19 protein-coding genes and 2 pseudogenes are annotated in these 21,010 nt (G+C 68.6%); 2 read left to right on the top strand and 19 right to left on the bottom strand.

All coding sequences use genetic code 11. The annotated features are described in order from the left end of the window. The 12 genes from ACZ5K7_RS46205 to ACZ5K7_RS46260 form a co-directional block, all read right to left on the bottom strand. Positions 1–951 carry a sugar phosphate isomerase/epimerase family protein gene (locus tag ACZ5K7_RS46205; protein WP_468924240.1) on the bottom strand — a complete coding sequence of 317 codons (951 nt, stop codon included), beginning with the start codon at positions 949–951 and terminating at the stop codon, positions 1–3. Next, on the bottom strand, positions 948–2,540 hold the full coding sequence (locus ACZ5K7_RS46210; protein WP_468924243.1) for a phosphopantetheine-binding protein: 1,593 nt from the start codon (positions 2,538–2,540) through the stop codon (positions 948–950). Before ACZ5K7_RS46210 ends, ACZ5K7_RS46205 begins: the two co-directional genes overlap by 4 nt. A gap of 94 nt (positions 2,541–2,634) precedes the next feature. Beyond that, positions 2,635–3,396, bottom strand: a complete 762-nt coding sequence (locus tag ACZ5K7_RS46215; RefSeq protein ID WP_468924246.1) for an ABC transporter permease — start codon at positions 3,394–3,396, stop codon at positions 2,635–2,637. 2 nt (positions 3,397–3,398) lie between these two features. Further along, positions 3,399–4,172, bottom strand: coding sequence for an ABC transporter permease (locus tag ACZ5K7_RS46220; protein WP_468924291.1), 774 nt, complete (start codon positions 4,170–4,172; stop codon positions 3,399–3,401). Further along, a complete protein-coding gene (locus ACZ5K7_RS46225) occupies positions 4,172–5,143 on the bottom strand; it encodes an ABC transporter ATP-binding protein (RefSeq protein ID WP_468924249.1) in 972 nt (323 codons plus the stop codon). The genes ACZ5K7_RS46220 and ACZ5K7_RS46225 overlap by 1 nt, the downstream gene beginning before the upstream one ends. Then, the gene (locus ACZ5K7_RS46230; protein ID WP_468924252.1) at positions 5,140–6,426 is read right to left on the bottom strand and encodes an ATP-grasp domain-containing protein; all 1,287 of its coding nucleotides are present in this window, start codon (positions 6,424–6,426) and stop codon (positions 5,140–5,142) included. Before ACZ5K7_RS46230 ends, ACZ5K7_RS46225 begins: the two co-directional genes overlap by 4 nt. Continuing rightward, entirely contained in the window at positions 6,416–6,658 is a 243-nt protein-coding gene (locus ACZ5K7_RS46235; protein WP_468924254.1) for an acyl carrier protein, read from the bottom strand. The genes ACZ5K7_RS46230 and ACZ5K7_RS46235 overlap by 11 nt, the downstream gene beginning before the upstream one ends. Positions 6,659–6,793: 135 nt before the next feature. Then, positions 6,794–7,528 carry a hypothetical protein gene (locus ACZ5K7_RS46240; protein WP_468924256.1) on the bottom strand — a complete coding sequence of 245 codons (735 nt, stop codon included), beginning with the start codon at positions 7,526–7,528 and terminating at the stop codon, positions 6,794–6,796. Between the two features lie 72 nt (positions 7,529–7,600). Beyond that, positions 7,601–8,656, bottom strand: a complete 1,056-nt coding sequence (locus ACZ5K7_RS46245; protein WP_468924258.1) for a GNAT family N-acetyltransferase — start codon at positions 8,654–8,656, stop codon at positions 7,601–7,603. After that, complete coding sequence (locus ACZ5K7_RS46250; protein WP_468924260.1) at positions 8,653–9,705, bottom strand: glycosyltransferase family 9 protein; 1,053 nt, start codon at positions 9,703–9,705, stop codon at positions 8,653–8,655. Before ACZ5K7_RS46250 ends, ACZ5K7_RS46245 begins: the two co-directional genes overlap by 4 nt. Next, on the bottom strand, positions 9,702–11,189 hold the full coding sequence (locus tag ACZ5K7_RS46255; protein ID WP_468924263.1) for an FAD-binding protein: 1,488 nt from the start codon (positions 11,187–11,189) through the stop codon (positions 9,702–9,704). Before ACZ5K7_RS46255 ends, ACZ5K7_RS46250 begins: the two co-directional genes overlap by 4 nt. 264 nt (positions 11,190–11,453) lie before the next feature. Beyond that, positions 11,454–12,215, bottom strand: coding sequence for a VOC family protein (locus tag ACZ5K7_RS46260; protein WP_468924266.1), 762 nt, complete (start codon positions 12,213–12,215; stop codon positions 11,454–11,456). A gap of 300 nt (positions 12,216–12,515) precedes the next feature. Here ACZ5K7_RS46260 and ACZ5K7_RS46265 point away from each other — a divergent pair, with 300 nt between their 5' ends. Beyond that, positions 12,516–14,705: a PfkB family carbohydrate kinase gene (locus tag ACZ5K7_RS46265; protein WP_468924269.1), complete on the top strand. Its 2,190-nt coding sequence runs from the start codon at positions 12,516–12,518 to the stop codon at positions 14,703–14,705. On the opposite strand, the pseudogene ACZ5K7_RS46270 reads toward ACZ5K7_RS46265, so the two are convergent. From ACZ5K7_RS46270 to ACZ5K7_RS46295, 6 genes and pseudogenes are all read right to left on the bottom strand, one after another. After that, positions 14,684–14,743: pseudogene (locus ACZ5K7_RS46270) on the bottom strand (hypothetical protein); the annotation flags it as partial. The gene ACZ5K7_RS46265 and the pseudogene ACZ5K7_RS46270 sit on opposite strands and share 22 nt — an antisense overlap. Positions 14,744–15,603: 860 nt before the next feature. Beyond that, a complete protein-coding gene (locus tag ACZ5K7_RS46275) occupies positions 15,604–15,906 on the bottom strand; it encodes a helix-turn-helix transcriptional regulator (protein WP_468924272.1) in 303 nt (100 codons plus the stop codon). A gap of 466 nt (positions 15,907–16,372) precedes the next feature. After that, entirely contained in the window at positions 16,373–16,660 is a 288-nt protein-coding gene (locus tag ACZ5K7_RS46280) for a hypothetical protein (protein WP_468924275.1), read from the bottom strand. 476 nt (positions 16,661–17,136) lie between these two features. After that, positions 17,137–18,210 carry an IS3 family transposase gene (locus ACZ5K7_RS46285; RefSeq protein ID WP_468924278.1) on the bottom strand — a complete coding sequence of 358 codons (1,074 nt, stop codon included), beginning with the start codon at positions 18,208–18,210 and terminating at the stop codon, positions 17,137–17,139. A 205-nt stretch (positions 18,211–18,415) separates the two neighbouring features. Beyond that, a complete protein-coding gene (locus tag ACZ5K7_RS46290) occupies positions 18,416–18,658 on the bottom strand; it encodes a hypothetical protein (RefSeq protein WP_468924280.1) in 243 nt (80 codons plus the stop codon). Between the two features lie 61 nt (positions 18,659–18,719). Then, positions 18,720–19,389 (bottom strand): annotated as a pseudogene (locus ACZ5K7_RS46295) (transposase). Positions 19,390–19,648: 259 nt separating this feature from the next. Between ACZ5K7_RS46295 and ACZ5K7_RS46300 the strand changes: the two are divergent. Beyond that, positions 19,649–20,457, top strand: a protein-coding gene (locus ACZ5K7_RS46300; RefSeq protein ID WP_468924282.1) for an IS5 family transposase whose coding sequence is annotated in 2 segments (ribosomal slippage) — positions 19,649–20,003 and positions 20,003–20,457 — 810 coding nt in all. Because the reading frame shifts where the segments join, the coding sequence is not laid out codon by codon here. Here the strand turns inward: ACZ5K7_RS46300 and ACZ5K7_RS46305 are convergent. Continuing rightward, on the bottom strand, positions 20,436–20,744 hold the full coding sequence (locus ACZ5K7_RS46305) for a transposase (RefSeq protein WP_468924285.1): 309 nt from the start codon (positions 20,742–20,744) through the stop codon (positions 20,436–20,438). The two genes, ACZ5K7_RS46300 and ACZ5K7_RS46305, sit on opposite strands and share 22 nt — an antisense overlap. Between the last annotated feature and the right edge of the window lie 266 nt (positions 20,745–21,010).

Genomic DNA, 21,010 nt, shown 5'->3' on the forward strand with positions numbered 1-21,010 from the left:
TCAGTACCCCGTCCGATCGCGCGCATCAGTTGTCCCCGAACGGGTCGGCAGAGTGACCGAACACTTGCGCAGGTGTGCGATCTGGGCGCGGAGCCAGTCCGCGGCCTGGGCGAAGGCGGCTGTGCGGTGCTCTCGCCGGGCATGCGGCTCCAGGGTCAGCGGACCGGAGTAGCCGTCGGCGGCCAGACGGGCCAGCAGACCGGGCCAGTTGACGGCCCCGGTACCCAGCGCCGTGGTCTCATAGGCCCGGTCGTAGTCGTGGTAGCGAACCCACGGCCCGTCCGCCTCGGGCCGGGTGGAGTCGGCGGACCGGATGTCCTTGACGTGCAGGTACTCGACGTGTTCGGCGAGAACGTCGAACGCGTACGGGAAGGGCTCGACGCCCGCACAGTAGAAGTTCGCCGCGTCGAAGTTGAGCCGCAGCCGCGGGCTGCCTATCTGGCGCACCGCGGCGCGCAGGGCGTTCGGGCGCCGCGTGAGGTCACCCTGGTAGCGGTCGCGGCCGAACGCGTCGAACTCGTTTTCCAGCACCAGGGTCACCCCCAGGGATTCCGCCCGCCCCAGCACCGGTTCCAGGTTGTGGGCAAGCACCTCGCCCGTGCGCCGGTCGTCGCGATATCCCGGCGCGCCGAAGTACGAGTTGACCAGGGGTGCGCCGATCCGGTCGGCCAGCTCCAGCGCTTCGATCAGCCGGGCCCGGCTGCCGGGCACGTCCGCGGTCTCCGCGTTCTCGACCCCGACCGACACCGCCACGACCCGTCCGGACCAGGCGGCCAGGCGCGCCAGCGCGGTGCCGCCGTCGTCGTCGGTCCGGAGGTTCTCCGGGCACCACAGCTCGATCGCCGCTACCCCGACCTCGTCGGCGGTGCGCAACAGCGTGTCGATCGGTTCGTCCCGGAACTCGGTCCCGCTGATCGCGATCGTCGGGTCGAACATCACGTCGTCGGTCATGACTGAACCGCCGGTATGCCGGGTCCCACGACGGCCTCCTCGATCGTGGGCGGCGGTCCGAACGCGACGCCCTGGGCGAGCAGCCGGGCCAGTTCGTCGGTCTTCTGTGGGGTCAGGAAGCCCAGCCAGCTGGTCAGTTCGAACACGAGGCGGTCGCCGTGATCGACGACGCGCAGGTCGAGCGGGGAACTGGATTCCTTGGCCGCGGGGACCGACCGTATCCGTGCCGGGCCGGAGGGGAAGTCCAGCTCCAGCTGGTACAGGTTGACGCCGAGGAACAGCCACGGCCTCCAGCCGGCGTCGAACCGCGCGCTCCGCCCACCCAGCACCAGCGTCGGCGGGGTCATCTGCCAGCCGAATCCGTCGAGCAGGCGTTGCTGGAAGGCAGCCGCCGCCTGCTCGGGTGTGCCGCGCTCCGAGACGTCCACGGACAACCACAGCTCGCGCACCGGTGAGGCGACCAGCTCAGAGGTGCCCAGCATGTCCCGGTTGATGGACCACAGGCAGATCGGCACCTGGTCGACGCCCAGGACCGTTCGGACCGCGTTCAGCAGGTGGCCGCCGAAAAGCGCGAACGGAGTCACTCCCTCGGCCGCCGCGCTCTCCAGCAGCCGGCGACGGGCCTCGGCTCCGACCTCGAACCCGCGGTGGGTCACCTGGTCCGGCGCGGTGTCCGGCGCGGTGACCGCGTCCGTCGCCGACCAGTGAGGTTCGAGCATCTCGCACCAGAACTCCGCGGCCTTCTTGCTCGTGTCGGCCATCAACCGGCTCTCCACCGAACACCATTGGGAGAGGGTCAGGCCGGTGGGCTCTGCCAGCGGCAGGCCCGCGGACAGCCGGCCGATCTCCAGCAGCAGCATGCGCAGCGACACCAGATCGCTCACGTTGTGGTCGACGACCAGGCACAGCAGGTCGACATCCGCTCCCCGGATCAGAGAGGCCGCCGCGAGCGGGGCCCGGGTGCGGTCGAACAAGTGCTCCCGGAGGAGCAGCACCATCCGGTCGAGCTCTCGATCGTCGGCATCGGGAGCGTCCACCACCTCTAGTGGGATCGAGGCCGCCGGGTCGAGTCGTGCGAAGATCCCGTCCTCGCGCCGGTGCAGCGAGACGCGCAGTGCCTCGTGCCGCTGGACCAGCGTGTCCAGGGCCGAACGCAGAGCGCCGGCGTCCATCGTTCCGGCCGGCAGCTCGACGGCGGCCCAGGCCGGGTCCGGCGTCCGCTCCCAGTCCTGGCCCATACGGCGGGCCAGGTGGTTGGTCATCGCCGACGCCGGAAAGCACTCACCCAACTGCGCGGGCCGGGGCGGCCGCGGCGCCACGGCCCGCGTCGGATCGTCCAGGAAACCGGCCAGATCGCCGATGGTGGAGTGCTCGAACGCCGCGGCCAGCGGCACGTCGAAACCCAGCCGCTCCTGCAACCGGGCCACCATCGAGGCGACCGCCATCGAGTCGAGGCCGACGGCGAAGAAGTCGGTCCGGTCGTCGATCTCTTCCAGACCGGCCCGGCCGGTCAGCTCGTTCACCACCGCGCGGACCGCGGCTCTGATCGTCTCGTGGGTCATGGAACCGTCGGTTGGTCGGACGTTCATCGCAGTCATGTTCCGTTTCAGAGTCGTCGTTCTCGGTACACCGGCGCGGCGCGACGCCGCGCCGGTGAACTGTCCAGTCGGCGTGGTCCCGGTGTCAGACCGCGAAGTCGTTGCCGGTGCGCCGGGCCCGCGCCGTCTGGACCCTGAAGGCCGCTGCGGCCAGGACGGCCCAGGCCGCGCCGACCGCCGCCTCCCGGACGACGTCCGGGAGGAAGGGAGCACCGGCGGCGAACGCGCGAACGGCGGCGACGCCGTGCGTCATCGGCAGCACCGTGCCGAGCGTGCCCAGGACCGGCAGCCGCACCACCGCGGTGACCAGGCTGCCGGCCGCGAGCATCAGCCAGGTCAGCGCGTTGCCCAGCAGCACGTTGGTGTGCAACCGGGCGGACAGGGCGGCCACGGCCAGTCCTGCCGCAGCGCTGGACAGAATCATCAGCAGGAAGATCGGGAAGGCGCGCAGCAGCCACACTGTCGACGCGCCCAGGCCCGCCAACGGCCCGACGGTCACCACGCACAGCAGGTAGACCACCACCGCGTCCACGAGCCACGGGATGCCCCGGGCTGCGTTCAGGCAGGTGATCGACAGGTTGGCCATCCGCACTCGGGAGGACGTGCCCCACCGCTGGTCGAGTGTGGACACGTCGGACAGCCCGATGATGGTGGAGAGGGTGAGGCTCAACGCCACCGCCCCGGGGAACGCGTACGCCGCGCCGCTACCGCTGACCTGGCCGATCAGCACCCAGAACAGGCACTGGAGCACGGCTCGGGGCCAGGTGGTGACCAGGGAGAGCCGCCACGGATTCGCCACGAGGTGGTCGACGTAGGACAGTCGGGCCACCGTCACATAATTCACCACAGCTACTCCAGATCCAGTGTGCCGTCGACCCGGGCGCGCCGGGACACGTAGGCGAAGACCCGGTGCCCCAGGACGGCGTAGCCGGCGCTGAGCAGGATCGTCAGGCCGAAGTACCGCAGGTTGGGTGTTCGTGCGGCGCAGGAGACAAAGAACTCCATCGCCCACCGGAAACTGATCAGCCAGGAGAGGAAGCGGACCGGCCGGGGAATCAGGCTGAGGGGAATCAACAGGCCGCTGAGGAGGAACACGGGGTACATCAGCGCGCCGGAGATCTGCGAACCGAACCGGCTCACCAGGAAGACGCAGGACAGCAGCACGCCCAGTGCGGTGCCGGAGAGCAGTACCACGACCAGGCCGGCGACTATCCACACCGGCGGGCCGGGATCGATCGGCTGGCGCAGGACAACCAGCGTCGCGCCGACCGTGGCCAGTACCGATCCCGCCGACAGCAGGCTCGACCCGACCGACTTGCCGATCAGCACGACGAGCGCGGACCGGAGCCCGAACAGTCCCGCCGCCAGCACGCCCTCGACCCGCTCCAGCTGCAGGATGCTGGCGCCATTCCAGACCGTATTGGTCCAGAGCGACATCAGCACGACGCCGGACACCACGCGTCCGGCCGACACCGGGTCGGTGATCGAGTTCAGGTTCACCAGCAGCAATACCGCCGGCTGCACGACGCCGAAGACCACGGTGAACTTCCACGCCGCCGCGTAGATCAGGATCTGGTGGCGAGCGGTGCCCGCGAGCGCCGCCGCCGTCCCTGTGCCGCGCATCACGCCGGCCGTCCGCTCACCTGCTCGCCGATGGCGGTCACACCGGCCAGGCGCGCGAACGCCTCCTCCAGACGCATGTCGTCGACGCGTACCTCCCGCACCGTGACACCGCCGAACAGGCGGCCGATCTCGGTGAACACATCCGCGTCCCACTCCCGCAGACGCAGAGCGACCTCCCAGCTGTCCGCCTCGCGGCGCACCGCCGTGTCGACCATTTGCGACGCGGACAGGTCGGGCAGCGGCCCCTCACCCCGGACCACGATGGTGGCGACGTGCTCGGCCAGGGAGATGAACTCGCCCAGTTCGCTCTCGTGCTGAACCGTCCCCTCCCGCAACAGCACGACGCGCTGGGCGAGACGCTCGACATCGAGCAGGTAGTGACTGGTGAGCAGGACCGCGACCCCCTCGTCGCGCAGTGCCAGCACGGTGTCGCGCAGGCTCTGCGCCTCGTACGGGTCGAGGCCGACGGTCGGCTCGTCGAGCATCAGCACCGAGGGGCGGCCCAGCAGGCCGATCGCCAGGTGCAGCCGCTGGCGCATGCCCTTGGAGTAGGTTTCGACGCGCCGACCGGCCACCTCCGTCAGATGCACCTGCTCCAGCACCTCCGCGATGCGCGCGGTCAGCGCGCGGCCGCCGAGTTCGCACAGCGTCCCGAAGTAGCGCAGGTTCTCTCGCGCGCTCAGCCTCCCGTACAGGCCGCGGTCCCCGCCGAAGGACACCCCCAGCGCCCCGCGGGCCTGGCGGGCCTGGGCAGCGACGTCGAACCCCTGGATCCGGGCCGCTCCCCGGTCGGGTGTCAGCACCGTGGACAGGATTCTCAGCAGGGTGGTCTTGCCCGCGCCGTTGCCGCCCAGCAGGGCCATGATCTCGCCCGGCGCCACGGTGAAGGTCACGTCACGCAGGACCGTGACCTCCGCGCCGGCACGGCCGAACGACCGCCCGATGCCGTCCACTTCGATCGCCGGCCTCACGAGCTGCCTTCCTCGTCCGGCCGCACGCGCAGGTCATGCTGGATACGGCGGAACTCGTCGTGGTCGGCCTCCACCTGGTCGAGGTCGCGGTGTGCCAGCAGCGCCCAGCCCTGGTTCATCGTGGACATCAGCCCGGTGGACCGCTCGACGCGGTCCCCGTCGCGCAGGGGCAGCTGGACATGCCGGCAGCTGCGCAGGAGCCGCACCCGGTCGAGCACGGCAGTGTTGCTCACGGTGCCCGACTCGTCGAAGAGCAGATAGACCCCGCGTACCCGGCGCCGGAGGGTGTAGTCCGTCTGGTCGGGTGTGCCGCCCCTGAGGCTGTGCACGTAGCGCGAGAGCGCGCTGCCGCCGGTGGCCAGCTCGGTGGCGCCTGCCAAGCCGGCGCCGGACAGCCGCGCGCCCGTCTCCATCAGCACCGGCCCGTCGTCGGTGAGCAGCACCTCGGAGTGGCAGGGGCCGAAGCGGACGCCCAGCGCGTCCAGGACGCGGCGGACGTAGGCGATCAGCGAGGGATTCCCGGGTGAGTCCTCGGGCAGGAAATCGGTGCTCTCGTAGACCGCGAAGCTGTCGCCGACCGGGACCTTGTTGTACCGGCAGACGTTGGTGACAGCATGACGGCCGTTTTGGGTGAAGGTGTCCACCACGTACTCGGTGCCGTACATGCGCCGCTGTATCAGGACGGTCTGGTTGACGGTGCCGAGCAGGTTGCGCACACCCAGCAGGTCCCGGACCGCCGCCGTGAGATCGCCGCCCCTGGGCACGAGAGTGAGCCCGTCCGACAGCGAACTGCGGGCCGGCTTGACCACCAGTTCGCCTGTCTCGGTCGAGAGCCCTGACGCGGCGGCCGCCTCGGCACAGCCGCGCCAGTCGTCGACCGCGACCGTGGGGATGGTCGGGATCCCGGCCGCCTTCAGGGTGCGCATCATGACAGCCTTGTCCCGGCGGGCCACAGAGCGCTCCGGGTCGTTGGCGAACTCGGGTGCGAGCCGAGCGGCGAGTGCGTCGGCGAACTCGACCCCGCACTCCGCCCCGGGCAGCACGGCGACCGGGCGTGTCCGGCCGATGCGGTCGAGCACCTCGGCCAGGCCGAGGCTGGCCTCGGTCGTCCCGGTGTGGTCGGCCGCAGCGAAGGTGCGGGTGTACGCCGGGTCCGGCCGTGGTGTGGTGAGCACCGCGTGGGTCGCGAAGCCGGCTCGGCGCAGGGTACGGCCGAGCGCGACCCCGGAAGAGTACGGGTCGACCAGGACGACGGTCCTGTCCTCTGACTGCTCAGCCGACACGGGAGTCCTCACGGATTCCGGCATGCAGCATGTTGACGGTCGGCGTGGTGAACACCTCGCGCATGTCGAGCTGCACGCCCCAGCGTTCCTCGACCTCGACCACGAGTCGCGCCGCGGTGATGGAGTCACCTCCGGCCTCGAAGAAGTCCGTGTCCCCGGACAACTCGGGCACGCCGAAGATCTCCGCGCACAACGCCGTGAACTCGGCCAGGGTCGGCCCGTTGACCACCATGATCGATCTCCTGTCTCAATGTCTGTCTGTTCCGTCGCCGGTCTGCCCGCTGGTGACTGTCATGGCGTCAGCCGAACGCGCCGACGGGTCACCGGCGTCAACACGACCGAGGGCGTCTTCCGGTCTGCCGGGGTTTCAGGACCTGAGGACACCGGCCAGCGCGTCACTGGTCAGCGACGCCGTGAAGAAATTCGGCCGGTCGGCCTCGATCGTCCGGTGCTCGGCGGAACAGTCCGGTTCGCACGGATGGTCCCGGGACACCAGGTGTAGTTCCTCCGGGCCGGCCGGTAACTTGGCCGGATCACACGCGGCAGTGAGATGTGCGAACCAGTCGGCCTGCATCCCTGCCAGCCTGTCGGCCACCGTTCCGAAGTTGTGCGGTGGTCCGGAGTACGACGCGGCCATCGCCGCCTCGATGTCCGGCAGCCACCGGCAGATGACCTCGCGTACCGTGTCGGCGTCGGCGTAATAGCGGGCGGCCGTCTCCGCCGGGAGCGCGATCTTGGCCAGTGCCTGCCGCAGCCGGTCGGCTACCCCGCGCGCCACGGTCAGCTCCGGGTTCAGCGCCACCAGTGATGGCGGCCGCCGGTAGCGCGCGGCCAGGTGCCGGGCGATGGCGGTCGCACCGCAGTGGGACACGATCGTGCCGACGTCTTCGTCCGCGAGCCGGTCGAACAGCTGCCCGGCGTACTCCTCGATCGCCGTCGCCCGCGGCCGGAACTCGTCGAGCAGATACCGGGTGGAGAAGCCCAGGCTCTCCAGCCGCATCGCCCGGACGCGTCCGGACGTCCCGCTGCCCGGGAATTCCAGGACGACCGTGGTACGGGCGGACTCGGCTCCGCCGGCGGGGGCGGGCGGAGTTGCGTTCATGCCGACACCCCGCGGCAGTCCGAGTCCGGTCCGGCAAGGAGGCGGGGCCCGGCCGAGACCGAGCCCGTCGGATCAGCCCTCATGCTTCTTCTCCCCGGCAGACGTGAGGTCACCGGGCACCAGGTCCACAAGCAGCGCGTCACGCCGTCCGGCCGGGCCCGGCAGGCGGGAACGCAGCCGTCCGACCGTGCGGAAACCTGCCTTCTCGTAGCATCGCAGGGCGCGGTCGTTGTCGACATCGGACAGGAGCGCCACCCGGGCATGTCCGGCCTCGAAGACGGCGGCCGCGAAGACGGCCAGCGCGGTGGCGCCGAGACCGCGGCCGCGGTCCTCAGGGGCGGCGATCACGAGCTTCGGCCACACGGTGTCTGAATCGTCGTCGACCTTGTACTCGATGAAACCGACCGACCGTCCGTCGTCGATGATCTGCAGACAGCGCTCGTGCTGGAAGCGGGCCAGGTCCTCGGGCTGCGCGGACTGGTTCCACCACCGTCGTACCTCGGGATCGCCGAACGCCCGCTGGAACAGCGCCAGGTCCTCGGGAACCGTCCGGCGCAGGCAAACGGAGTTCTGTGTGGCCGTGGCGTCACCGAACAGCGCCGCGCCAGGCCGCACCGCCGCCGGCGCGCACGCCTCGATCAGCTCCTCCAGAGTGTCGAGGATCGCTGCGGCCTCCTCCGCCTTGGGGTCCGGAAAGTACCGGCACGTGGGTATGTCGAGCGCGCGTTCGTCCAGGAACGGCTGCTTGCCCAGCACAATCAACGGGCGCCCGGTGTCCAGCGCCAGCGCAATCTCGCCCAGCGTCCCGTACCGCCCCTCGAAGGCGATGACGCCGTCTCCGGCCCAGTTCAGGATGTTGCTGCGGGCCAGGTCCATCGAGGTGGGCAGCGCCCAGGTCGTGGCGGAGGTCGCGTCGTCCAGCCGGTTCCACTTGAGCAGACCCAGTGTTTGTCCGCCCTCCGCCACACAGGCGACCTGCGCGACCTCGGCGATACCGCCTTCCCCGCCGGTGACCATGCCGTATCCGCGGCGCCCGATCTCGGTGCCCACAGCCTCGGCGAGCGCCAGTGAGGTGCTTCCGGCGTTGCCGGACCGTCCGCCCAGGACCGCGATCGCACGATTCCTCATGATGCTGCTGCCTCTTCCTTGCTGAAATGATCGGGCGCGCTCACGCCGGCCGGGTCGAGACGATCGAGCGCGGCGCGCACGTCAGCCACCGTGATCCCGTCCCGGCAGGTGTCGTGACACCCCTGGTAGTAGTTGGAGCACGTGCCGTTCACGCGCATGAACGCGCACTCGCGCGCGGACTGGCTCTGTACCGCTTGAAACCGGCCCGGGATTGCTACCGGTGACCAGATCCGCGAATCGGTGACGAGGTAGAGCCCGACTGTTGGGCAGCCGAGCGCCGCGGCCAGATGCAGCCCCAGCGAGTCGTTGGTCAGCAGCCGGGACAGGCCGCCGATCCAGTCCCGCAACTCCGTCATCGTCTCCGGTAGGCACAGCGTGACCTGGTCCGGATGACGGGCGGCCAGTTCCCGGGCGATCGCCCGCTCCGACTCGTCCGGCCCCGAGCACACCTCGACCGGGCCGATGCCATCGATCAGCTCGGACCAGCGGGACAGCGGCCACCGCTTGGACTCGATGCTGGCGCCCACACAGATGCCGGTCAGCCCGGGGCGCGGCATCCAGTGGTCGCCGAGCCAGTCCGCGGTGAGGCCGTCGGTCGCCACCCCGTGCCGACGCAGGTGAAGTTCGCTCTGCATGCCGAACGGCTGGAGCTTCTCGGCCGTGCTCAGCTCATGCAGGTCCCAGCACTCGACACCGAGACCGGCAGCCGACTCGCGGAAGGCGAGGTAGGCACCGTCGTACCGCTCCTCCTCGTACCGGAGATTGACGATCAGTGTGACGTCGTGCTCCTCGCAGAACTCGACGATGGCCGGTTGATCAGCGGGGCGGAACCGCCGCCAGAGGGCGGGCAGCGTGGCGATCGGGCCGCGCAGACCGAGCGCTTCGTGTACCCAGTCCGCCTCCAGCACCGCGTTGGGCGGTGACCAGTACCGTAGACCGGGCAACGTCCCTTCCAGAGCGGCGAGTTGCGGAGCGAGGATGATGCCGTTGCCCAGCCCACCGTTGAGGAACAGCAGCGCGTTGCGGTGTGGGGCCGAGCGGGTGTTCATCGACTCACCTCGGTGAGCTCTCCGGCCAGCCGGGCGGCGAGCGCGAGGATGGTCAGCGCGGGATTGGCCGCACCGGTGCGAGGGAACGTCGCCGGGCCGCACACGTACAGACCGCGCACGGCGCGCACCTGGGCGTTCTCGTCCACCAGCGTGCCTCCCAGCGGGAGCGTGCCGGCCTCGTGCTGCTCACAGCCCAGCGGGAAGCTGTACGTCACCGGCCTGCCGGGCGTGTCCATGGTCTCACCGGCAGCGACCCAGCCGGCGAGATCGGTGTTTCCGAAGGGCTCCTTGAACTCGAGCGTGTGCCCGGTGGGGCTGGCCTCTTCGTGGAGCAGCTCGTACATCCGCTGCAGCTCCAGTCGCTGGGCAGCGATCACCTGCTGGTCGGCGGCGCCAAGACGACCGGCCACGTATGTCGGCCAGGGCAGTTCCGGTCCGGGCTCGCACCACACCCGGCCTCCCGGATCGCGTGTCTGTTCGCCCATGAGGTAGCAGTCCACGACCACCAGGCCGTGTCTGTTCCGCTGAGCGCTCAGCAGGAGGTTGGACCGTGACCCCGGGGGCCCCGGGGTGCGGAAGAGCCCACCGGTGTCGGCGAGCGAACGGATCGCGTCCGGCACGACGGCCGGGTCGAGCGCCGTCACGAAGCCCTGCGCGAGTTTGTCGACCAAGCCCGGCAGCACGGTCGGCTGGGCATCGGCCGACGCCAGCACCTGCAGCACCAGCCGGCTGTTCTCGATCGTGCCGGCGGCGAGCACGACCCGCCCTGCCCCGATCACCGTCCGCCGGCCGTCGTTCTCGACCACGACCCCGGACACGGATCCGTCCGGCCCCGCGGCCACGGCGACCACCTGGTGGTCACAGAGCACAGAGACGGTGCCGGGCTGCTGCTCGCCGGGCCGCATCTCCAGCGGGGACCATGCACGCCAGCGCGGGGAATCCTCGGCGGCGAGAACCGCCCGCGGCACTTCGGCGAACCGGCGGCCGCCGAGTTGGAATTCGCGCTCGGACGTCAGGGGGCCGCCCGTCCACTTCTCGAGGTCGGCGATGACCCTGGCGTAGAGCGACGGACCGCCCTGCCAGGCATCGGTCAGCTCGGCGACGACCTCGGGCGGCCAGGAGGCAGGCTCCATGGCCCATGGCTCGACCGGCAGCGTGACGCCGCCCCAGTAGAGTGCCCGGCCGCCGAGGCGACGGCGCAGTCCCGAAATTCCTTCGAAACCGGTTCCGGTGGCGCGGTAGGGCTGCCAGAAAAAGGGGTCGGAATCCGGGTCGAGCCAGAGCTGGTTGGCCTTTTCCTGGTCATTCTCCCAGCGGAGGTGGTCAGATCCGGCATCAGGACCTGCCTCGACCACCAGAACGGCTACCGGGTGGGTGGCGGCTATCCGGTGCGCCAGATAAAGTCCGGCGAGCCCACCGCCAACGACAAGGATGTCGACCGATGCCGGATGATCGCCTTTCGCAATGATGCGAGGATTGCTCATTACATCCCTACAGATCGAGTTCAGCGCCGCGGCCGATTGCCTCGTATTTAACCTTCACAGAGCTGCCCGACGGGCACTTGACTAGGAACCGTACACGGGGAGGGGAAACGTTCATTGAACTTCCGGGCCAGGTTTCGGACGCCCTTCATTCCGGACGTGCGAAACAGTGCAATCCAGACAAGGGCACATTATCGTGCTCCTGTTGGGACATCGGTGCCGGGCTCAAGATGATTGGCTCACAAATTCTATTCTTGGTGGCCTGAGCTATTTCCTTGCACTACGTTCGGAACGGTCCGTGCTGGGGGGCAAGTGGTCACCGCGCTGTTGCTGGATGGCTACTCCACATCGTTGCCGGACGAGCTGACGCCGGCCCTTCCCGACGTCGGCCACGCCCCGGCCCCGGAAGTCGTTGAGCTCGATCCAGTGGCCGTCGGGATCGAGCAGCAACGCGACGGTCTCGCCGCCGATGCGACGCGGTTCTTCGGCGATCCGATATCCCAGGGCTCGGGCGTGCGCCGCTGTTCCGGGCACGTCGTCGACGGAGACCGCCACGTGCTGGGTGGGGTGTGGTGCCGGGGTGAGCCCCTTCTCCTGCCAGAGTTCGACCCCGGGTGGCCGGCCGGCCGGGGTCAGCTGGACGATCACCCGATCGTCCAGCTCGAAGCGGACGACCTCCTCGAGTTGCAGAACAGCCGCATGGAATTTCGCCGACCGGACTACGTCCGCGACGTCAAGGCGAAGGGTCCAGGGCGGGTCGAGAACGGTGCCCTTGTTTTCTTCCTTTCCAGGGGGGACGGGCGTGTGCTGCTTGGTCGGCGCCCGCACGGATCCGGCCGCTCGGTCAGCCTCCATCGCCGACTCGTCTGGCTCCGAGGTCATTTCTTCCTCCGGGCCGGCGAGGCCAGTGCCCGGTTCACTCCGCGACGCGACTTCACAGTGCTGCCAGACGGGCACTCGACCCGGTACCGCACGCGGGAAGGAAAGACGCTCATTGAACTTCCGGGCCAGCTTCCGGGCCGTCCTCATTCGAGATGCGCGAACCGGAACAATGTGGACAAGATTGCCTTTCCTTGCTCCCGTTATAAAGCTGGCGCCAAGCTCAAGTAAATTGGCTCGCAAAGTCTATTCTTGCTGACCGGGGCACCTTCTTTGCTCTACGTTCGGAAATTGCCTGCTCGAACAACGAACAGCAACCCGGCCACGATCCTCGCGTCCGTGGTGGTCAGCGTCGATCACGGTCGATCCACCGAAGAGCATGATGCGGGCGGTGCAATGCACGGCCTACGGACCATTCTGCTGATGTTGTGTGTCACCGAGGGAGAAACCATGGCCGATAAATCGGCTTCCACAGACGATGGTCACCGCCATCTCAACGGCCTGACACAGGCGCTGGCCAGTCTCGATGTCGACCGGATCACGCTCTGGGGCACCGAACTCGCCGACCGGCTCAGCGCCGGACGGACACTGCTCGTCGCGGGCAACGGAGGTTCGGCGGCCGAAGCCCAGCATCTCACCGCCGAACTCGTCGGGCGGTACAAACGCGAACGACGGGGAGTCGCGGCGATCGCCCTGCACGCCGACACGTCGACCGTGACGGCGGTGGCCAACGACTACGGCTACGAGCAGGTGTTCGCGCGCCAGATCGAGGCGCACGCGCGGCCTGGCGATGTCCTGCTGCTCCTGTCCACGTCGGGCCGCAGCCCGAACCTGCTGCGCGCAGCGGAAGCGGCCCGTGCCGCCGGAGTGACGACATGGGCCCTCACAGGCCCCGGCCCCAGTCCGCTGACCGAACTCGCCGATGACGCGGTGACGATCGACGGAGCCACCACCGCCAATGTCCAGGAGTGCCACCTCGTGGTGGTGCATCTGCTCGCGGCGGCGGTCGAGGAACGCCTGGTCGAACAGCAGACGGCAGGCTCACCGGCGGTGCTCGCTGTTCCCGAACCGCCCGCGCTGCCGGCTCCCGTGGACAGTCCGGCTGCGGTGGTGCCTGCCCGGCGGACCGGCACCGCGAAGCGTCTGCGGGTCGTGGTGGTCGGCGACACACTGCTCGACCGGGACAGCACCGGCTCGGTTAGCCGGCTCTCCCCAGAGGCCCCGGTCCCGGTCCTCGCCGACCTCGATGTCGCCGAACGGCCGGGCGGCGCCGGTCTCGCCGCGGCTCTCTCGGCGACCGGTGGCGTCGCTGTCACGCTGGTGACCGCGTTGTCGCAGGACGTGTCAGGCGCTGCGCTCCGCTCGCTGCTCAAGGACGCCGGCGTCCGGGTCGTCGATCTCGGTCTGAGCGGTCCCACACCGGTCAAGTCCCGTATCCGCACAGCCGACCGGACCCTGCTGATGCTCGACGAGGCAGGCCCGGCCGGCGACATCCTCTCGACCAACCTGGAGGACGCCGCCGACGCGCTCGCCACGGCCGACGGCATTCTCGTGTCGGACTACGGCCGAGGGGTGGCCGCGCTGCCCGGAGTCCGTCGGCTTCTGTCCGAAGCGACCGGCCGGGTACCGACTGTGTGGGACCCGCATCCGCTGGGCGCGAGGGCCGTGCCCGGCGTCCGGCTGGTCACCCCCAACAGCCGTGAAGCGGCAGGACTCACCGGCCGGCAGCGCATAGCCGGGCGGGACGATCTGAGTGCCGACGTCGCGGCGGCACGTGACCTGCTCGACCAGTGGCGGGTCGAGCAGGTCGTGGTGACGCGTGGCATACGCGGCGCGGTCCTGATGCAGCGCGGGGCGCACACGCCACTCGTGGTCAACAGCCGGCACGTCATGGGTCACGACGCCTGCGGGGCGGGAGACCGCTTCGCGGCGACTGCCACCGTCCAACTGGCCGGTGGCGCCACTCCGGCGGCGGCGGTCGCGGCGGCGACCGAGGCGGCCACCGCCTATGTCGAGAACGGAGGGCCCCGGTACGTCAGCGATCGTCCGGAGCACGACCCCTCGGGGCCGGAACACGACGCGCTCGTCCTGGCCGGCCGGGTGCGGGCCGCCGGCGGTACGGTGGTGGCGGTCGGCGGTTGCTTCGATCTTCTGCATCGTGGCCACGCCGCGATGCTCGAAGAAGCGCGTCAGCTGGGTGACTGCTTGATCGCCTGCATCAACGACGACGAATCGGTGGCCCGGCTGAAGGGCAGCGAACGGCCGGTGCTGTCCGCGGCGGACCGGGCGGCGATGCTGCGTTCGCTGCGCTCGGTCGACGCGGTACTGGTCTTCGGCGAGGACACGCCGGAGACCGCACTGCGGTCGCTGCGTCCGGACATCTTCGTCAAGGGCGGTGACTACCACACGGCGGAGTTGCCCGAGTCGGAGACGGTGCGTGCCTGGGGCGGGCAAGTGGTCACCGTGCCCTTCGTGGACGGTCACTCCACCACCTCGCTGCTGGACAAGCTGATGCCAGCGCTGTCCGGCTCGGAGACGCCCCGGCCCTGGAAGTCGTTGATCTCGATCCAGTGGCCGTCGGGATCGAGCGGGAACGCGACAGTCCCTTCGCCGGTCAGGGGTGGTTCTTCGGCGATCTGATACCCGAGGCGGCCCGCGTACGCCACTGTCCCGGGCACGTCGTCGACGGAGAACGCGACGTGCCCGGGTGGGATGCGGCGCCGGGACGACTCCGTGTTCCTGCAGAGCCCGGCCCCGGCGGCAGGTCGCGTGGCGCCAGCTGGACGATCATCCGATCGTCCAGTTCGCAAGCTGCGTGGGATCCCGTCGGCCGGACCACATCAAAGACGTCGGGCCGAAACGGAAACTCCCGCGGCGACGGAGATCTCTGCGGCAGACTGGCGCAGAGCGGCTGCGGCATTCGAGCTGTTGTGGAGCCTGCCCCGTGACGGCCGCCACCAGACCGCGCCGCCGAAATGATCGCGGTCTGCCGTCACTTGGCGCCGTCTTCCCGTCACCGCGCGGACGCACGCCCCGGCGGGCAAGCCGTCGCCCCGAGCGACGAGAACGCCGGGAAGACGACGCTGTCACTGGCAGAGTCCGAGTGTGATCACCGGCGCCACGTCGTCGTGGAACAGGCGTTCTCCGAGTCGGGGCGGGCCCGTTCGGCACCCACACCCTCGGGCAGCCGCCATGTGAACGCCGTCGGGCTCGCTCTGCCCGCGTTCGCCTTCGGCCTCACCCGCGCTCGCGGGACACTCGCCGGTGCCTTCCATGCCTGCCCGACGTGAGCGACGACCCGCGACCGCCCTCATCCGGGCACCGGGAAGAGCTGGGCTGATCCGGGCGGCCACCATCGACCAGCCCGCTCGAATCACCGGCCGCGAGAACTCACGAACGCGGCCGATGGGTCCGGGTCGGCCCGGGGCCGTCAGGAATTCGGAAATTTTTTACGCCGGCCGACGTGGCGCATGCGCTTCGCGTCGATCCGGGTCATGACACCCACACTCGGCTCGTCGAGCCATTTCGAAGAAGAGGCTCACGTGTCGGCGGCCAAATGGAAGATCCGCGCCGGGGTCGTGCCGAACCGCACACGGAATGCACGAATGAAGTGGCTGCTGTCGGCGAAATGCCAGCGCTGTGCGATCTCGGACACACTGGCTTCGCCATTTCCGGAGAGGAGGGCATCCCGTGCCTGCTCTAAACGGCGACGACGTACGTACCCCATGATCGACTCACCGGTTCCCGTGAAGGACCGGTGCAGCGTGCGGACCGATACGTTCAGGCCCTGAGCGATCATGGTTGGGCTGAGATCCGCCTCACGCAGGCGTTCCTCGGCCATTCGCATGGCAGCGGCCCGCAGGGACCGACGGTCGTTTCCGGCGAGTGCTTGTGACGGCGGAGCGTCCGCTCGACCAGCCGCCAGGCAATTTTTCGCTGTTGAAGTGGCGGCTATACCATGGAATTCATCCTCGTTCGAATACCGCAACTTTTGACCTTTCGAATCATGGAGAAAGTCCTTGAATCCCAGGGCTGGCGTCTCGCCACCGTGGCGGCCCCGGAGCGATCGTGTACCCGCAGGAGGCCATACTTCCGCGTCTCCCGGCGAATGATGATCTTCGCTGCATACGATCTCACCAAAACACGACCGCGATGGCGGACGCAAGAACGTTCCTTCATCTTTCACATGGTTCGCTCGGCCCCATTTGAACAGCGCTTGGGGCCATTCCTAGATGCAGACGCCGTTCCCCCGCTGGGCCGACATGGCAGAAATGGCCCTCGCACGTCGTTATTCCTCTAAGTCGGGCCTATCGGAACATGAAGTCCCGCACTCGGTCCGGGCTGAAAGCGAAGCCTCCGAATGTGATGCCGGGCTCCACGAGGGCACGGGCCGCTCTTTTGAGCACCCATGCAGCCGGGAGAAGCGCGGTGGACAGGTGAGACTTCCGGCTTCGCGAAGGAATGTCGGCATCGCCATAACGGCCGCCGGGCCGCAGCGCGCCGTCGGCGAGGCGCCGTCGGTCGGCCGCGTCCGATTCTTTCAGCAAAGCAGCCGCGATCACGGTGGGATCGAACATGTGAGGAGTCGTGTGCATCCAAAATCTTCTTCGGCGGTTTCTGTTCTGTGCCACCGGAGCGGCCACTCACATCATGGCTTGGACAGGAACATATGAAACGCCGAAGATACGGCGAGATTCAGCCAAGAATACCTTGCCGATCAGGTACACATACGAGTCTTGGTAGGTGTGTGAGTGAGGCCCCTTTCCGCCATGTCGTGCTCACCCTGTCGCGTGCTGTCGCACCCGGCAGCAACCCGGGACCCTGGTTGCGAGCGGTCAATCACGCACATGTGAAGGAGAGCAGAACCGTAGCGAGCTGGATTCACATCGCCGCGAATGACACTTCGGATCAGCAAGACCCGTGTGATGAGGGGAGCTCAAACCTCACTCTGCCTGTGGCCGGAAACGGCTCTGGGGCGTCGTCCTTCGGGCCCAGGGCTGGCTGGCACCGAGCGTTTCCTGCGGCTTTGCTGGCTTCGGGCAGCCGGCCGCATCGCGGTTGGTCCGGCCCTTCATACTGACGACCGCGTCACAGGGTGAACTTTCCGGCTGGTGGAGACGTGTGGGGTAGGGGAGTTCCTGTCCCGGGACCCCCGGTACGGGGCGCCAGCTCTGGCGATGGGAGGCGGCCGGGAGTCACAAGCTCTGGACTTCCTCAACCGGTGCGACAGGTCATGCCGGGCTGCCGAATGAACCGCTCCGGGTCTGATGGAGGCTCTGGCCTGCCCCGGGTTACACGGAGTCGGGATACCTGATTTCACGCTACAGGTTCTGCACGCAGTTCGTACTCCACTGGGCTGAGCATGCTTGCCCAGAGCGGAGTGCCTGCGCCGTCGGTTGTGGAAGATCTCCAGGTACTCGAAGAGCGCGGTGGACAGCTCCAGCCGGGTGCGCCACCGCTTCCGGTCGAGCAGTTCGACCTGGACGCGTGCCCAGAAGACTCCATCATCGCGTTGTCCACGCAGTCCCCGATGGATCCCATGGAGGGCAGCAGGCCGGTGCCCGGGCGCGTTCGGTGAAGGCCCACGAGCTGAACTGGTCGGAGTGGATGATCGTGCCGCCCGGCTGCGGACGAGGTTGCCGATGGCCATGCTCAGCGCGTTGGTGGTCAGGGCCGCGGTGGGCGAGGCGTCGATGGACCAGCCCACCACCCTAAGGGAGAAGGTGTCGAGGACCACCGCGCAGTACACCTTGCCTTCCGTCGTGGGGTGTTCAGTGATATCGGTGACCCACAGTTGGTCGCGGGCGTGCCGGGTGAAGTTGCGTTCCACCAGGTCGGCGGCCGACGGCGTTTGCCTTATGCGGCGGGGGCGACGGCTGCCGGGCAGGCCCTGCAGGCCGGCCCGCTGCATCAGCAGTTCTACGGTGCCGTGGCTGACGCGGATACCTAATCCCAGGTCGAGTTCGGCATGAATGCGGCGGAAGCCGTAGGTGCCGCAGGAGGCGGAGTGGATACCGACGATGGCATCGGTCAGCCATGCGTGCCGCACCGAGCGGGCCGAGGGTGGCCGGTCGGCGTAGTAGCCCGACTCCGCCACGTGCACCGCTCGGCAGGCCCGCTGCACCGAACGCCCCTCGCCGGCCATCACTCGGATGGCCTCGAACCGTCTTTAAAGAGCGTTTTGTCCCGGCGGGGGTGTTTGGTAAGTCGCGCGGTGTGAGCGGATTGGGGTCACGCACGGAGGCGTGTGAGGATCCGCCCGTGGAGTGCGATGTGTGTGGACGTGCGATGTGGCGATGGCCAGCGCTGCCGACTACGGGGGAAGAGGAGATCTGGTCCTGTTCCTGGTGTCACGCCGCCACCCATGTGGGTGGTGAGTGGTTCGAGGTCTCGCGGCCGCCGTACTTGCCCGTGGACATGCGCTGGGAGAGGGCCGTCGCGGACGGCCTTCCCGTCGACGTCTCCCACGCTTTCGGCCTCTTCGACAGGACGTTGTGCGGAATCCAGGAAGCCGGCATGTCGCCGTCGGTCCACTGGTGGCTGCCGGAGCGGGAGAACGCCTGTGGCGCCTGCCGGGAAGCTGCGGGTGTCATTGATGACCGCTGGCCACAGGCGATGAGGGGCGAGAACGCGCGGGTCAGCGTGGCCCGACGACTATGAGTCCTTCCAGTTCGGAGTCGACTCTCGTGTGAGCCTGCGGCTCATCAGGTCGATCATTGCGAGGCGGATCATCGCTTCGGAGCGGTGCGGGTGGGTTTCATAGTCGCGGGCCAGGCGACGGTGGTTCATGAGCCAGCCGAAGGTCCGCTCGACGACCCAGCGCCGCGGGATGACCTTGAAGCCCTTCTGGCCCGGGTCGCGGCGGGTGACCTCAACGTCGATGCCGAGGATGGCGCCGTGTTCAATCGCCCTGGTCCGGTAGCCGGTGTCGGCCCTGGCCGCCGGCCGGTACGTGGGCGGACGTCTTGACGCTTTGTGCGTCCAGCACGCACGCGCTCGGCTCGGCATTCCGGCCTGTGGCCTCCCGGACCAATCGGCGCAGCAGGCCGTTGAGCTGGTCGAATACGCCGTCCTTCTGCCAGGCGGCGAAGTATCCGTAGACGGTTTCCCACGGCGCGAAGTCGTGGGGAAGGTAGCGCCAGGGGATCCCGGTCCGGTCCACATACAAGACCGCGTTTATGATCCGGCGCAGGTCGTGCTCGGGCGGCCGCCCGATGTCCAGGCCCTTCCCTCGCCGCTCGGCCCGCCAGGCCGACAGAATGGGCTCGATTAGTTCCCATCGGGCATCGGACAGGTCACTCGGATACGGCCGCTGTCGGGACATGTTTCGATAGTTCCGTCGGCAGACACCCCGCCACAGGGCGCAAACAGGGGTGAGTGGGTGCTCCTTGGGATCAGACAGGAGCGAACGGGCGGAAGCGTGCCCTGAGATCGCTTCAACCGTCTCTCACATCACGGACAACGAACCCAGACCCAGCAGTCCCAGCCCACTCGGCCACCCATACCGCAGCCAAACACCTCTGCCGGGACAAAACGCTCTTTTAGACCTCGTTTCCTTTGGTGGCTGGGGTCGTTGTGTTGGTGTGACGAGTCTTGCTGAGCGCCTGGTGCCGGATGAGCTGTGGGAGTTGTTCCGGCGGGTGGTGCCGGAGACGGTGGTCGTACGTGCACAAGGTGGTGGCCGGCGGCGGGCCGGGGACCGCGAATGTCTGGCTGCGATCGTGTTCGTGGCCACGTCAGGCTGTTCGTGGCGGCAGTTGCCACCGGTTTTCGGGCCTGCCTGGCCCACGGTCTACCGGCGCTTCTCCCGCTGGAGCCAGGCCCGGGTCTGGGCCCGTCTGCACCGCGTCATTCTCGACGAGCTCGGAGCCCAGGGCGACCTGGACTGGTCACGCTTCGCCGTCGACTCCGTCAGCGTCCGAGCCCTCAAAGGGGGCTGCTGACCGGACCGAATCCGACCGACCGGGGCAAGAGCGGATCGAAAATCCATCTGGTCGTGGACCGCGGTGGCCTCCCCGTCGCCGTCGGCATCTCGGCTGCCAACACCCACGACAGCCTCGCGCTGCAGCCGCTGGTCGCCTCGATCCCACCCGTGCGCAGTCGGCGCGGTCCCCGGCGCCGGCGGCCTGCGAAACTCCACGCCGACAAGGGCTACGACTACGACCACCTGCGGCGATGGCTCCGCGAGCGAGGCATCACACCCCGCATCGCCCGCCGCGGTATCGATACCTCGCAGAGACTGGGCCGACACCGCTGGGTGGTCGAGCGGACCATGTCCTGGCTCGCAGGCTGCCGACGCCTCCACCGCCGCTACGAACGCAAGCCCGAACACTTCCTCGCGTTCACCGCCATCTCCACCAGCCTCCTCAACTACCGACGACTCACCAAGTGAAACGATGTCTTACGGGAGGTGGTCTCCCCGAGTAGTTCCGATGCCCGCCGGTGGACGGCCAGCTCCCCCTCGAGCTCCGCGATCCGCTTGCGTGCTGCGGCCAGTTCGGACTGCTCATGGCTTGGGACACCGGGCATCTGCCCGGTACCGATCAGATTCTGGCGGCGCCAGACATAGATGGTCTGCTCGCTGATCCCGAGGAGCGTGGCCACCTCGGCGATCTTCCGGCCGGAGCCGACCAGATCGAGGACACGGCGGCGGAACTCGAGCGGATAGCTGCGGGGCATGACGGGCCTCTGAAGGCCGCCGGGTAGTCAATCCTCCAGCAACCCGACCCCATTGAACCCGGGGCATACCACCTCCACCGATCCCGGAGCGGTTCAGGCACCTCCCGGCCCTTGCTTCTGACGCGAGGACGACACTCACGTTGGTAGGGTTGCGCACATGTGTGTCGCGCGCGGGTATGTGTGTGTGACCTGACGGCAGAGGAACAGGCTGGGTAGGTGGGTTTATGCGTTTGGATCCGGATTCGTCGTTGGGTAGGGCGTTTGCT

The organism is Streptomyces sp. NPDC031497 (assembly GCF_055580905.1).

Coding starts and splice junctions, on each gene's coding strand:
- ACZ5K7_RS46290 (WP_468924280.1), bottom strand. CDS start 18,658: ATGACACCCGCAGCTTCCCGGCAGGCGCCACAGGCGTTCTCCCGCTCC.
- ACZ5K7_RS46305 (WP_468924285.1), bottom strand. CDS start 20,744: ATGCCCCGCAGCTATCCGCTCGAGTTCCGCCGCCGTGTCCTCGATCTG.
- ACZ5K7_RS46240 (WP_468924256.1), bottom strand. CDS start 7,528: ATGAACGCAACTCCGCCCGCCCCCGCCGGCGGAGCCGAGTCCGCCCGT.
- ACZ5K7_RS46255 (WP_468924263.1), bottom strand. CDS start 11,189: ATGAGCAATCCTCGCATCATTGCGAAAGGCGATCATCCGGCATCGGTC.
- ACZ5K7_RS46220 (WP_468924291.1), bottom strand. CDS start 4,172: ATGCGCGGCACAGGGACGGCGGCGGCGCTCGCGGGCACCGCTCGCCAC.
- ACZ5K7_RS46235 (WP_468924254.1), bottom strand. CDS start 6,658: ATGGTGGTCAACGGGCCGACCCTGGCCGAGTTCACGGCGTTGTGCGCG.
- ACZ5K7_RS46275 (WP_468924272.1), bottom strand. CDS start 15,906: ATGGCCGAGGAACGCCTGCGTGAGGCGGATCTCAGCCCAACCATGATC.
- ACZ5K7_RS46285 (WP_468924278.1), bottom strand. CDS start 18,210: ATGGCCGGCGAGGGGCGTTCGGTGCAGCGGGCCTGCCGAGCGGTGCAC.
- ACZ5K7_RS46245 (WP_468924258.1), bottom strand. CDS start 8,656: ATGAGGAATCGTGCGATCGCGGTCCTGGGCGGACGGTCCGGCAACGCC.
- ACZ5K7_RS46265 (WP_468924269.1), top strand. CDS start 12,516: ATGGCCGATAAATCGGCTTCCACAGACGATGGTCACCGCCATCTCAAC.
- ACZ5K7_RS46260 (WP_468924266.1), bottom strand. CDS start 12,215: ATGAGGACGGCCCGGAAGCTGGCCCGGAAGTTCAATGAGCGTCTTTCC.
- ACZ5K7_RS46205 (WP_468924240.1), bottom strand. CDS start 951: ATGACCGACGACGTGATGTTCGACCCGACGATCGCGATCAGCGGGACC.
- ACZ5K7_RS46280 (WP_468924275.1), bottom strand. CDS start 16,660: ATGCACACGACTCCTCACATGTTCGATCCCACCGTGATCGCGGCTGCT.
- ACZ5K7_RS46250 (WP_468924260.1), bottom strand. CDS start 9,705: ATGAACACCCGCTCGGCCCCACACCGCAACGCGCTGCTGTTCCTCAAC.
- ACZ5K7_RS46210 (WP_468924243.1), bottom strand. CDS start 2,540: ATGAACGTCCGACCAACCGACGGTTCCATGACCCACGAGACGATCAGA.